8 protein-coding genes are annotated in these 12,914 nt (G+C 66.2%); 4 read left to right on the plus strand and 4 right to left on the minus strand.

The annotated features are described in order from the left end of the window. Window positions 1-114: 114 nt before the first annotated feature. A complete protein-coding gene (locus AC3IR9_RS18960) occupies window positions 115-1,335 on the plus strand; it encodes an ISL3 family transposase (protein ID WP_489291085.1) in 1,221 nt (406 codons plus the stop codon). Window positions 1,336-1,540: 205 nt separating this feature from the next. On the opposite strand, the gene AC3IR9_RS18965 is transcribed toward AC3IR9_RS18960, so the two are convergent. The 4 genes from AC3IR9_RS18965 to AC3IR9_RS18980 all read right to left on the minus strand — a co-directional run bounded on the left by AC3IR9_RS18965 (window position 1,541) and on the right by AC3IR9_RS18980 (window position 4,928). After that, window positions 1,541-2,044: a hypothetical protein gene (locus AC3IR9_RS18965; RefSeq protein WP_489292698.1), complete on the minus strand. Its 504-nt coding sequence runs from the start codon at window positions 2,042-2,044 to the stop codon at window positions 1,541-1,543. Window positions 2,045-2,086: 42 nt separating this feature from the next. Next, window positions 2,087-2,380: a LysM peptidoglycan-binding domain-containing protein gene (locus AC3IR9_RS18970; RefSeq protein WP_489292699.1), complete on the minus strand. Its 294-nt coding sequence runs from the start codon at window positions 2,378-2,380 to the stop codon at window positions 2,087-2,089. A gap of 179 nt (window positions 2,381-2,559) precedes the next feature. Continuing rightward, window positions 2,560-3,378 carry an NADPH-dependent 7-cyano-7-deazaguanine reductase QueF gene (gene queF, locus AC3IR9_RS18975; protein WP_489292700.1) on the minus strand — a complete coding sequence of 273 codons (819 nt, stop codon included), beginning with the start codon at window positions 3,376-3,378 and terminating at the stop codon, window positions 2,560-2,562. A gap of 218 nt (window positions 3,379-3,596) precedes the next feature. Then, window positions 3,597-4,928, minus strand: coding sequence for a M20 family metallopeptidase (locus AC3IR9_RS18980; protein ID WP_489292702.1), 1,332 nt, complete (start codon window positions 4,926-4,928; stop codon window positions 3,597-3,599). Between the two features lie 225 nt (window positions 4,929-5,153). Between AC3IR9_RS18980 and AC3IR9_RS18985 the strand changes: the two genes are divergently transcribed. The 3 genes from AC3IR9_RS18985 to AC3IR9_RS18995 all read left to right on the plus strand — a co-directional run bounded on the left by AC3IR9_RS18985 (window position 5,154) and on the right by AC3IR9_RS18995 (window position 12,886). Beyond that, complete coding sequence (locus AC3IR9_RS18985; protein WP_489292703.1) at window positions 5,154-6,395, plus strand: efflux RND transporter periplasmic adaptor subunit; 1,242 nt, start codon at window positions 5,154-5,156, stop codon at window positions 6,393-6,395. An 88-nt stretch (window positions 6,396-6,483) separates the two neighbouring features. Then, window positions 6,484-9,714 carry an efflux RND transporter permease subunit gene (locus AC3IR9_RS18990; protein ID WP_489292705.1) on the plus strand — a complete coding sequence of 1,077 codons (3,231 nt, stop codon included), beginning with the start codon at window positions 6,484-6,486 and terminating at the stop codon, window positions 9,712-9,714. 46 nt (window positions 9,715-9,760) lie between these two features. After that, window positions 9,761-12,886, plus strand: a complete 3,126-nt coding sequence (locus AC3IR9_RS18995) for an efflux RND transporter permease subunit (protein WP_489292706.1) — start codon at window positions 9,761-9,763, stop codon at window positions 12,884-12,886. The last annotated feature ends 28 nt before the right edge of the window (window positions 12,887-12,914 follow it).

A 12,914-nucleotide genomic window follows, 5' to 3' on the forward strand; every position in this document is an offset into this window, starting at 1 on the left:
CCTTGGCGGCCGTCAGGTCCTTGGCAAAATAAAGGTTCATCGCGGAATAGCGTGGAGCTTTTGCCGGCTCCCGTTACCCTTGAAGCCTGAAATCAGGGCCTCAGGGGTCAGGTCATGCTGGATCGGAAGACGATTGAGAGGCTGGGTGGCTGGGAAGGCTACCGGGTGGAGCGGATCGCCTGGCCGGAAGGCGACAGCCGGACCGTCACTATCTACCTCAAACCCACGGCCCGCACGATGCATTGCGAGCACTGCGGGAGCCGATGCCGGCAAGTGCACGAGACGACGGTGCGCCGGGTACGCGATCTGCCCCTGATGGCATTGCGCGTTGCGCTGGTGGTGCCGCGACGGCGCGTCTGGTGCCCCCAGTGCGCTGGGCCGCGCCTGGAGAAGTTGAGCTGGCTTGGCCGCTACCAGCGGGTCACTGACCGGCTGGCCGAAGCGGTCAGCCAGTTGCTGGTATCCAGCAATATCCTGGCCGTGGCACGCTTTTTCCAGTTGGGCTGGCATACGGTCAAGGCACTGGATAAAGCCTTGTTGCGTGAGTCTGTCCAAGCCCCGGACTGGAGCCAGATCCACTACCTGGCGATGGACGAATTTGCGCTGCACAAGGGTCACCGCTATGCAACGGTCGTGGTGGATCCGATCAGTCGCCAGGTACTTTGGCTGGGCAACGGGCGCTCCCGCGATACGGCGCGTGCCTTTTTTGAGCAGCTTCCCCCGGGCGTTTCCGAGCAATTGCGCGCCGTGGCGATCGACATGACGACGGCCTATGAAGTGGAGATCCGGGCCAACTGTCCCAATGCCGAGATCGTCTTCGACTTGTTCCATGTGGTGGCCAAGTACGGTCGCGAAGTGATCGACCGGGTTCGCGTGGACCAGGCCAACAAGCTCCGGCACGACAAGCCTGCGCGCCGTGTCATCAAATCCAGCCGATGGCTGCTACTGCGCAATCGCAGCAACCTGGACCGGCATCAGACGGTGCGGCTGGATGAGCTGCTGGAAGCAAATCAACCGCTCCTCACCACCTATCTGATGCGTGATGAGCTCAAGCGACTGTGGTTTTACCGCCATCCCGGATGGGCCAGGAAGGCTTGGAACCAGTGGCTGGAGCAGGCCCAGCGCAGCGGAATCGCCGCCTTGGCGCTGTTTGCACAACGGCTCAAAGCCTATCTGCATGGGATCGTGTCGCGTTGCCGACACCGCCTCAATACCAGCATCGTCGAAGGCATCAACAACACCATCAAGGTCATCAAACGCCGGGCCTACGGCTATCGGGATCAGGAGTACTTCTTCCTGAAAATCCGTGCAGCGTTCCCCGGTATTCCGCGATGAACCAAAATAAAGGAGGAGGTGACGGCCACAGGCCGGCGCCGGGGGACATTTGCACAAGGGCCTGCCGGTCGCCAAGGGGCCCAAACGCTCGCGACACGCCTAGGCGCCTCTCCCCTCCAATGAGAGAGCCACGCATAAAAAAAAGGACGCAGCCTCGCGGCTGCGTCCATCGTGAGCCTGTTGCCGGGAGAGAGTCGGCGTGGGCTTACTTGACCTCGAACTCCTGCGGCATTCCAGCCGCCTTGCCATCTACCGTGACTTCCGCGCGGTACTTGCCCGCCGGCCAGCCCTTGGCATTCTTGAAGCTGACATTGGTGGTTTCGGCACCGGTGGTGTTCAGCGCCTGGGTCTGCTCACCGGCCACCTGGCCATCCTGGAAGGTCAGTTTGGCACCCACGTTGGCGTTGCTGGCCGCACCGTCGGTGCGAACCGAGACGATGATGTCGTCCTTCGGGGTGAACAGCGCCGTGGTGGCCACGCTCTTGTCGGCCGCCGCGGTCTTGCCAACGGTCACGCTGGAAACACTCACCGCCGCCGCAGCAGCCATCGGTTCAGGCGCAGCCGGGGTCATCGGTGCCGGCTCGGCCGGGGTCATTGCAGCCGGCTGGGCGTTGTTGTCGGCAGTGTCTTCTTTCTTCTTGCAGCCGACCAACGCCACGGTGGCCAGCAAGGCAGCGAGTACGGCAGTACTGATGGACGTCTTCTTCATGGAATTCCTCCCTGGGAATCTAGTGGACTACAACGGAGCGACTCAGTCTTTGGGCGGCAACTTAAGGGTCTGGCCCGGGAAAATCTTGTCCGGGTCGTCCAGCACATCGCGGTTGGCCTCGAAGATCTTCTTCCAGGCGTTGGCGTCGCCCAGTTCCTGTTTGGCGATCTTCGACAACGAGTCGCCCTTCTGCACGGTGTAAGAGCCTCCCACCTTCTCGGCAGTGCTATCCACCGAAGCGGTCACGCCGGAAAAATCGGCCTTTTCCACCTTCTGCGCAGTGCTGTCCACGCTGGAGGTGACACCGGAGAAATCAGCCTTCTTATCGGTACTCATCCACACACTCCCGTCTTCATTGACGACATGGGAGGCACGGTGTCACAGCGCTTGTTAATAGGGCATGGCGCAGATGTGAAGACGTACGGAACGCGGGCCCGGGGGACGCCGCCACGCAAGGCATGGCCCCAGCTGCCGGGCAGCGCCCGGCGTCAGGTTCATCGTCCCACGGTCGATGGCTACTGGCGCAGGTCGCGCACGGTACGAGCGGGATGCTCGATGCCCGGGCTGGCCCGCCACGGGTTGATGTCCAGGCCGCCGCGGCGGGTATACCGCGCTTCCACTTCCAGCCACTGCGGCGCGCAGCGCTGGCTGATCTCGCTGAAAATCCGCTCCACGCACTGCTCGTGGAACTCGGCATGCTCGCGGTAACTGATGAGGTACCTGAGCAGGCCTTCGCGATCCAGCTGCGGGCCCCGGTAGCGGATGCTCACGCTGGCCCAGTCCGGCTGGCCGGTGACCGGGCAGTTGGACTTGAGCAGCGCCGAGCTCAACGTCTCGGTCACGATCTGCCCCGCATCGGCGGACAGGTACTCCGGTGCCGGCGGGCCATAGCGTTCGATCGCCACGTCCAGCTCGTCCAGCGACTCACCCTCGGCCTCTTCGACCAGCAGCGGCACCCCGAAACGCACCGTGACCACCGCCCCGGCGCAGGCGGACAGGTCCGTGGTGATCTGCAGGCGGGCGGCCTCGTCGTCGTCGAAGCGCGTGCTGTTGAGCGAATTGAGATACAGCTTGAACGACTTGGACTCGATCAGGTTCGGCGAGGTGCACGGCACGCTGACCGTGGCCACCGCCACCCGTGGCTTGCCACGCCGGTCCAGCCAGCTCAGCTCGTAAGCCTGCCAGCGGTCATGGCCCACGAAGGGCAGCGCCGCCTCGTCCAGGCCGATCTGTTCGCGGGCGCCACGGCGCGGAATGGGGAACAGCAGGCCGGAATCGTACTGCGACGGGTAAGCAACCTCGCGACCGAGGCTGGAGTCCTGGGGGGTATTCATCGGGCCATTTTACGCCGCTGTAACCCGCACGTTCGACAACCAGGGCACAACGTCCTGGTGCCAAACCGGCGCAACCGATCGGCTGGCCCCGCCGAAGCCATGGCGCCCGTGCCGGTTTTCGCCCCGACCAACGGTCGGGACCTACCGGGATTCCCCCCAACTCCGGGCCGCTCCACACGCGGCAGCCCAGCGCCGACCAGGCCGCCGTTGCGGTTGCCTCAGCCCGCCGCAGCCGGCGCAGCCGGCGCACCATTGAGATAATCCAGGCTCACCTGCAGCAGCGCGCGCAGGCCCACGTCCAGCGCCTTTTCATCGAGCAGGAACTTGGGCGAGTGGTTGGCCGGGGCCGTGGCCGGGTCGATGCCTTCGCTGGTGGCGCCGACGAAGAAGAACAGGCCGGGTACCTCCTTGGCATACAGCGAGAAATCCTCGGCGCCCATCTGCAGCGGCGGTTCGTAGACATTGTCCTTGCCCACCACCGCCTGCAGGCTCGGCAGCATCCGCGCGGTCAGCGCCGGGTCGTTCACCGTGGCCGGGTTGCCTTCGGACTCATAGATGTCCGTCACCGCCTTGGCGCCGTGCGCGGCGGCCGTATGCTCGGCCACATTGCGCAGATCGGCGAAGATCTGCTGGCGCATACCCTCGTCGAAGGTGCGGATGGTGCCTACCATCTCCACCTCGTCGGGAATGATGTTGTAGCGGATGCCACCCTTGATCGCCCCGAACGTCAACACTGCCGGCTGCTTGGACAGGTTGGCGCGGCGGCTGACGATGGTCTGCGCGGTACCCACCAGGTCGGCGGTGGCCACGATCGGGTCGACCCCGTTCCACGGCGCCGAACCATGGGTCTGGCGGCCGATCACCTTGATCCCGAAGCGGTCCGAGGCGGCCATCAGCGGGCCACCGCGCACTGCGATCTGGCCCGCCTGCACGCTGGAGAACACGTGCAGGCCGAACACCGCCTCCGGCTTGAAATCGGCGAACAGGCCTTCCTTCAACATCAGCGCGGCACCGCCCTCTTCCGGCGACGGTGCGCCTTCCTCGGAGGGCTGGAAGATCAGCATCACTTCACCGGGCAGGGTGGCCTGCATCTTCACCAGCGCATCGGCCACCCCCAGCAGCGTGGCGGTGTGCGCGTCGTGGCCGCAGGCGTGCATCACCCCGACCGGCTCGCCGCGGTAGGTGCTGGTGGCCTTGGAGGCAAACGGCAGCCCGGTCTGTTCGGTCACCGGCAGCGCGTCCATATCCGCGCGCAAGGCGATCCGCGGGCCCGGCTTGCCACCCTTGATGATGGCGACCACGCCGTGGTGGGCGATCCCGGTCTTGGGCTTGAGGCCCATCGCACGCAGTTGTTCGGCGACCTTGGCGGCGGTGCGCTCCTCACGGTTGGACAGCTCCGGGTGCTGGTGGAAATCGCGCCGCCAGTCGATCACTTTGGCCTGCAACCGGGTTGCCGCAGCGGTCACTTCCGGGCGTTGCACAGGGGCGGCCACGGCCAGCGCGGGGCAGGCAAGCAGCAGGGCGGACAACAGCAGCGACAGACGGGGCATCGACAATCTCCAAGGGCGACAAGGACGGGCCAACCTGAATGTAGGGCATCAGCACGCTTGCCGCTGTAACTTTCTGCCTCGACGGGCGTTGTTCCATGGAACCTGGCCGGTCACATCCGGTCTGATCGCCCGTCCCATCGGACATACATGAAAGGCAGCGCACCGCAGGTATGCTTTGCGCCTAGCCAATCGGGCCTTGCCCTCCGCCAGCCTCAGGAGTTTTGAATGTCGCGTTTCTGGAAGATCGTGCTGCTGGTGGTCGCAGTGCTGGTGGTGGGCTTCATTGGCATGCGCATGCTCGGCGGCGGCAAGCCCAAGGGCGATGCAGCGGCGGCCAGCGCCAGCCAGGGCGGCGACGAACGCAACGCCGGGCCGGTCCCGGTGACCGTGGTCGATGCGGCGCGCCAGGACGTGCCGGTCTACGCCAGTGCGCTGGGCACGGTGGCGGCCATGAACACCGTCACCGTCAGCCCGCAGGTCGGCGGCCAGCTGGTCAGCCTGAACTTCAAGGAAGGCCAGGAAGTGAAGCAGGGCGACGTGCTGGCGCAGATCGACCCGCGCAGCCTGCAGGCCAGTTATGACGAAGCCGCCGCTGCCAAGCGCCAGAACCAGGCGCAGCTGGCCACCGCGCGCTCCAACTACCAACGCTCCAATTCGCCCGAATACCGCCAGTACGTGGCCAAGACCGACCTGGACACCCAGCGTAACCAGGTGGCGCAGTTCGAGAGCGCCGTGGCCGCCAACGAAGCCAGCATGCGTGCCGCCCAGGTGCAGCTGCAGTACACCAAGGTCACCGCGCCGATCTCCGGCATCGCCGGCATCCGCGCGGTGGACGCCGGCAACATCGTCAGCGCCGGCACCGCACTGGTCACCCTGACCCAGATCCACCCGATCCACGTGGTGTTCAACCTGCCCGAGCGCCAGCTGCCAGAGGTGCGCAAGGCCCAGCAGGCCGGTCCGGTGACCATCGCCGCGCTGGACCGCAACGATTCGCACGTGCTCACCGACGGCGGCACGCTGGACGTGGTCGACAACCAGATCAGCAGCGACAGCGGCACCTTCCGCGCCCGCGCGCTGTTCAACAACCAGGACAACAGCCTGTGGCCGGGCCAGTTCGTCAATGTGCGCATGCAGCTGCGCATGATCGCCGGCGGCGTGGTCATTCCCACCCAGGCGGTGATGCGCGGCCCGGATGGCGAGTACGTCTATATCGTCAAGCCCGACAGCACCGTGGCCATGCAGACCATCAAGAGCGGCGTGGAAGTGGGCGACAGCAACGTGCAGATCACCGAAGGCCTCAAGGGCGGCGAGCGCGTGGTCAGCGAAGGCCAGTTCCGGCTCAAGCCGGGCAGCAAGGTCACCGCGCTGAAGCCGGGCGAAACCCCGGCCGCGCCGACCGAGGCCGAGCTCAAGGCCGCTGCCCAGCAGGAAAAGGGCGGCGGTCGCCGCGGTGGCGGTCCGCGCTGATCGCGCCCGCCTGACGTTCCCGATGCCGGCCGCACTGCCGGCATCTGCCCGCTCCAACGCCGCATGACGTAACAGCAAGGATCCGCCCGTGGGCTTTTCGACGATCTTCATCCGCCGCCCGATCGCCACCTCGCTGTTGATGGCAGGCCTGCTGCTGCTCGGCATCCTCGGCTACCGCCAGTTGCCGGTGTCGGCGCTGCCGGAGATCGACGCGCCCAGCCTGGTGGTGACCACCCAGTACCCCGGTGCCAACGCCACCACCATGGCCGCGCTGGTGACCACCCCGCTGGAGCGGCAGTTCGGGCAGATCTCCGGGCTGGAGATCATGACCTCCGACTCCTCGGCGGGCCTGTCCACGATCATCCTGCAGTTTGCGATGGACCGTAACATCGACCTCGCCGCGCAGGACGTGCAGGCCGCGATCCGCCAGGCCACCCTGCCGTCCTCGCTGCCCTACCAGCCGGTCTACAACCGGGTGAACCCGGCCGACGCGGCCATCGTCACGCTCAAGCTCACCTCCGACACGCGCCCGCTGCGCGATGTCAACAATTACGCCGATTCCATCCTGGCCCAGCGCCTGTCGCAGGTGCAGGGCGTGGGCCTGGTGTCCATCGCCGGCAACGTGCGCCCGGCCGTGCGCATCCAGGTCAACCCGGCCCAGCTGTCCAACATGGGCCTGACCCTGGAAGAACTGCGCAGCGCGCTGACCCAGGCCAACGTCAATGCGCCCAAGGGCTCGCTCAACGGCAAGACCCAGTCCTACAGCATCGGCACCAACGACCAGCTGACCAGCGCCGCCGAATACCGCGACACCATCATCAGCTACAAGAACAGCCGCCCGGTGCGGCTGTCGGACGTGGCGCAGGTGCTCGATGGGGTGGAGAACGACCAGCTCGCCGCCTGGGCCGATGGCAAGCCGGCGGTCCTGCTGGAAGTGCGCCGCCAGCCCGGCGCGAACATCGTGCAGACCGTCGAGCGCATCCGTGCGTTGCTGCCGCAGCTGCAGAACGTGCTGCCCGCCGATGTGCACCTGGAGATCTTCAACGACCGCACCGAGACCATCCGCGCCTCGGTGCATGAAGTGCAGTTCACCCTGATCCTGACCATCGGGCTGGTGGTGGCGGTGATCTTCGTGTTCCTGCGCCGCCTGTGGGCCACCATCATTCCCTCGGTGGCGGTACCGCTGTCGCTGGCCGGCACCTTCGGGGTGATGGCCTTCGCCGGGATGTCGCTGGACAACCTGTCGTTGATGGCGCTGGTGGTGGCCACCGGCTTCGTGGTCGACGATGCGATCGTGATGATCGAGAACATCGTGCGCTACATCGAGCAGGGCAAGAGCGGCCCGGAAGCGGCCGAGATCGGCGCGCGCCAGATCGGCTTCACCGTGCTTTCGCTGACCATCTCGCTGGTGGCGGTGTTCCTGCCGCTGCTGCTGATGCCCGGCGTCACCGGCCGGCTGTTCCACGAGTTCGCCTGGGTGCTGACCATCGCCGTCACGCTGTCGATGCTGATCTCGCTGACGCTCACCCCGATGATGTGCGCCTACCTGCTCAAGCCCGACGCGCTGCCCGAAGGCGAAGACGCGCACGAGAAGGCCGCGGCCGCCGGCAAGCAGAACCTGTGGACGCGTACCGTGGGCGCCTACGAGCGCAGCCTGGACTGGGTGCTGGAACACCAGCCGTTGACCCTGGCCGTGGCCGCCGGCGCGTTGGTGCTGACGGTGGTGCTGTACATCGTGATTCCCAAGGGCCTGCTGCCCGAGCAGGACACCGGCCTGATCACCGGCGTGGTCCAGGCCGACCAGAACATCGCCTTCCCGCAGATGGAGCAGCGCACCAAGGCGGTGGCCGAAGCGCTGCGCAAGGATCCGGACGTGACGGGAGTGTCGGCCTTCATCGGCGCCGGCAGCATGAACCCCACGCTCAACCAGGGCCAGCTGTCGATCGTATTGAAGGAGCGCGGTGAACGCGACGGCCTGGATGAGGTCCTGCCGCGCCTGCAACAGGCGGTGGCCGGCATTCCCGGCGTGGCGCTGTACCTCAAACCGGTGCAGGACGTGACCCTGGACACCCGCGTGGCCGCCACCGAGTACCAGTATTCGCTGTCGGACGTGGACAGCGCGCAGGTTGCGCTGCAGGCCACCCGCCTGACCGAAGCGCTGCGCCAGCGCCCGGAACTGGCCGACGTGGACAACAACCTGTCCAACCAGGGGCGGGCGCTGGAGCTGACCATCGACCGCGACAAGGCCAGCGTGCTCGGCGTGCCGATGCAGACCATCGACGACACGTTGTACGACGCGTTCGGCCAACGCCAGATCTCGACCATCTTCACCGAGCTCAACCAGTACCGGGTGGTGTTGGAAGTAGCGCCGGAGTTCCGTACCAGCACCGCGCTGATGAACCAGCTGGCCGTGGCCTCCAACGGCGCCGGTGCGCTGACCGGCAGCAATGCCACCAACTTCGGCCAGGTCACCTCGTCCAACTCGTCCACCGCCACCGGCATCGGCGCGCAGAACACCGGCATTCCGGTCGGCGCGGGCAACATCATTCCACTCGCCGCGCTGGCCGAAGGCCGGATCACCAGCACCCCGCTGGTGGTCAGCCACCAGCAGCAGCTGCCGGCGGTCACCGTGTCGTTCAACATCGCCCCGGGCTACTCGTTGTCCGATGCGGTCAAGGCCATCGAAGACACCAAGGACGGGCTGGACATGCCCTCGCAGGTGCATGCGCAGTTCATCGGCAAGGCCGCCGAATTCACCGGCAGCCAGACCGACGTGGTGTGGCTGCTGCTGGCCTCGCTGGTGCTGATCTACATCGTGCTGGGCGTGTTGTATGAAAGCTACATCCACCCCTTTACGATCATCTCCACCCTACCCCCCGCCGGCGTCGGTGCGCTGTTGGCGCTGATGGTGTGCGGGCTGCCGCTGTCGGTGGACGGCATTGTCGGCATCGTGCTGCTGATCGGCATCGTCAAGAAGAACGGCATCATGATGGTCGACTTCGCCATCGAGGCGCGTCGTTCCGGTGCCAACGCACACGACGCGATCCGCCGCGCCTGCCTGCTGCGCTTCCGCCCGATCATGATGACCACCGCCGCGGCCATGCTCGGCGCGCTGCCGCTGGCGCTGGGCACCGGCATCGGTTCGGAGCTGCGCCGCCCGCTGGGTATCGCCATCGTCGGCGGCCTGCTGCTGTCCCAGCTGGTTACCCTGTACACCACGCCGGTGATCTACCTGTACATGGAACGCTTCTCCGAGCGGCTGCGCGCGCGCCGCGAACAGCGTGCGCTGCGCCACGCTGCCGCGCAGGACCGCGCATGACTCGGCTGACGTCGCGCATGCTGGCTGCCGCCAGGGCCCTGCACGCATGAACATCTCTGGACCGTTCATCCGCCGCCCGATCGGCACCGCGCTGCTCGCTATCGGCCTGTTCGTGGTGGGGCTGTTCTGCTACCTGAAGCTGGGCGTGTCGGCGCTGCCGAACATCCAGATTCCGGTGATCTTCGTGCACGCCAGCCAGTCCGGCGCGGACGCCACCACCATGGCCTCCACGGTTACCGCACCGCTGGAACGCCACCTGGGCCAGCTGCCCGGCGTGGACCAGATGCGCTCGTCCAGCTCCGAAGGCAGTTCGCTGGTCTTCATGATCTTCCAGAGCGGAGTTGATATCGATTCGGCCGCGCTGGACGTACAGACCGCGATCAATTCGGCCCAGGCCGACCTGCCCTCCGGGCTCGGTTCGCCGATGTTCCAGAAGGCCAACCCCAACGACGACCCGGTCATCGCCATCGCGCTGACCTCCCAGACCCAGTCGGCCGACGAACTGTACAACGTCGCCGATTCGCTGCTGGCCCAGCGCATCCGCCAGATCAGCGGAGTGTCCTCGGTCGACATCGCCGGTGCGTCCACGCCCGCGGTGCGGGTGGACGTCAACCTGCGCCTGCTCAACGCGCTCAACCTCACCCCCGACGACCTGCGCAATGCAGTGCGCGCGGCCAACGTCACCTCGCCCACCGGCTTTCTGACCGACGGCAACACCACCACCGCGATCATCGCCAACGACTCGGTCGCCCGCGCGGCCGACTTCGCCAACCTGGTCATCAAGACCCAGGCCGATGGCCGGGTGATCCGCCTCAAGGACGTGGCCAACGTCTACGACGGCCAGCAGGATGCCTACCAGGCCGCGTGGTTCGACCACAAACCGGCCGTGGTGATGTACGTGTTCACCCGCGCCGGGGCCAACATCGTGGAGACCGTGGACCGGGTCAAGGCGCAGATCCCGATGCTGCGCGACTACCTGCAGCCGGGTACGGTGATGACCCCGTACTTCGACCGCACCCCGACCATCCGCTCGTCATTGCATGAAGTGCAGATCACCCTGTTGATCAGCCTGGCGATGGTGATCCTGACCATGGCGCTGTTCCTGCGCCGGCTGGCGCCCACGCTGATCGCGGCGATCACCGTGCCGTTGTCGCTGGCCGGTGCGGCGCTGGTGATGTACGTGTTCGGCTTCACCTTGAACAACCTGAGCCTGTTGGCGCTGGTGATCGCCATTGGCTTCGTGGTCGACGATGCGATCGTGGTGATCGAAAACGTCATGCGCCACCTCGATGAGGGCATGCCGCGCATGCAGGCGGCACTGAAGGGTGCGCACGAGATCGGCTTCACCATCGTCTCGATCACCGCCTCACTGGTGGCGGTGTTCATTCCGCTGTTGTTCGCCAGCGGCATGGTCGGGGCGTTCTTCCGCGAGTTCACCGTCACCCTGGTGGCGGCGATCGTGGTGTCGATGATCGTCTCGTTGACGCTCACGCCGGCGCTGTGCAGCCGCTTCCTCAGCGCGCACACCGAGCCGGAAAAGCCCTCGCGCATCGGCCGTTTCCTCGACGGCATGCACGACCGCATGCTGCGCACCTACACCGTGTGCCTGGATTTCTCGCTGCGCCATGCGCTGCTGCTGTCGCTGACCCCGATCCTGCTGATCGTGGCCACGGTGATGCTCGGCGGTGCGGTCAAGAAGGGCTCGTTCCCCGCCCAGGACACCGGTTTGATCTGGGGCCGCGCCAACTCCAGTGCCACGGTGTCCTTCGAGGACATGGTCAACCGCCAGCGCCGCATCACCGACATGCTGATGGCCGACCCGGCGGTGAAAACCGTGGGTGTGCGCCTGGGCAGTGGCCGCCAGGGCTCCAGCGCGCAGTTCAACATCCAGCTGAAAACGCGCAAGGAAGGCCGCAACGAAACCACCGCACTCGCGCTGGCACGCCTGAGTGCCAAGGCTGACCGCTACCCCGACCTGCAGCTGCGGCTGCGCGCCATCCAGGACCTGCCCAGCGACGGTGGCGGCGGCAACAGCCAGGGCGCGCAGTACCGCGTGTCGCTGCAGGGCAATGATCTTGCCCAGCTGCAGGAGTGGCTGCCCAAGGTACAGGCCGCGCTGAAGAAGAACCCCAAGCTGCGTGACGTGGGCACCGACGTGGACACCGCCGGGCTGCGCCAGAACGTGGTCATCGACCGCGCCAAGGCCGCGCGCCTGGGCGTGTCGGTAGGGGCGATCGACGGCGCGCTGTACGGTGCGTTCGGCCAGCGCCAGATCTCCACCATCTATTCGGACATCAACCAGTATTCGGTGGTGGTCAACGCATTGCCCGAACAAACCGCCACCCCACGTGCGCTGGATGAAATCCACGTCCGCGCCGGCAATGGCGAGATGGTCCCGCTCACCGCCGTGGCCCACCAGGTACCCGGGCTGGCGCCGCCGCAGATCACCCACGAGAACCAATACACCACGATGGACCTGAGCTACAACCTGGCGCCCGGGGTGAGCACCGGCGAAGGCGATGCCATCGTCAAGGCCACGGTGGACGGCATGCGCCTGCCCGGCGACATCCGCATCAGCGATGGTGGCGGCTTCAACGTGCAGCTCAACCCGAACTCGATGCTGATTCTGGTGTTCGCCGCGATCATCACCGTGTACCTGGTGCTGGGCATGTTGTACGAAAGCCTGGTGCACCCGGTCACCATTCTGTCCACGTTGCCTGCGGCCGGCGTAGGTGCGCTGTTGGCGCTGTTCGTGACCAACACCGAGCTGTCGGTGATCTCGATGATCGCGCTGGTACTGCTGATCGGCATCGTGAAAAAGAACGCGATCATGATGATCGACTTCGCCGTGGTCGCCCAGCGCGAGCATGGCAAGAGCCCGCGTGATGCGGTGCGCGAAGCCAGCATCGTGCGCTTCCGCCCGATCATGATGACCACCATGGTGGCGATCCTGGCGGCGGTGCCGCTGGCGATCGGCCTGGGCGAAGGCTCCGAACTGCGTCGCCCGCTGGGCATCGCGATGATCGGCGGGCTGCTGTTCTCGCAGAGCCTGACCCTGCTCAGCACCCCGGCGCTGTATGTGATCTTCTCGTGCCTGCGCGAGCGCTGGGTCAACCGCCGCGCGCGCCGGCGTGAGCGGCGCGCATTGAAGCGCAGCGCCATCGCCCGGTAGGTACCGACCGTTGGTCGGTACCTGCATT

The organism is Stenotrophomonas sp. GL_101 (assembly GCF_057835675.1).

What these genes read in the sequence shown, in the direction of transcription:
- AC3IR9_RS18960 (WP_489291085.1), top strand. Translation starts at nt 115, where the DNA reads ATGCTGGATCGGAAGACGATTGAGAGGCTGGGTGGCTGGGAAGGCTAC.
- AC3IR9_RS18965 (WP_489292698.1), bottom strand. Translation starts at nt 2,044, where the DNA reads ATGAAGAAGACGTCCATCAGTACTGCCGTACTCGCTGCCTTGCTGGCC.
- AC3IR9_RS18970 (WP_489292699.1), bottom strand. Translation starts at nt 2,380, where the DNA reads ATGAGTACCGATAAGAAGGCTGATTTCTCCGGTGTCACCTCCAGCGTG.
- queF (WP_489292700.1), bottom strand. Translation starts at nt 3,378, where the DNA reads ATGAATACCCCCCAGGACTCCAGCCTCGGTCGCGAGGTTGCTTACCCG.
- AC3IR9_RS18980 (WP_489292702.1), bottom strand. Translation starts at nt 4,928, where the DNA reads ATGCCCCGTCTGTCGCTGCTGTTGTCCGCCCTGCTGCTTGCCTGCCCC.
- AC3IR9_RS18985 (WP_489292703.1), top strand. Translation starts at nt 5,154, where the DNA reads ATGTCGCGTTTCTGGAAGATCGTGCTGCTGGTGGTCGCAGTGCTGGTG.
- AC3IR9_RS18995 (WP_489292706.1), top strand. Translation starts at nt 9,761, where the DNA reads ATGAACATCTCTGGACCGTTCATCCGCCGCCCGATCGGCACCGCGCTG.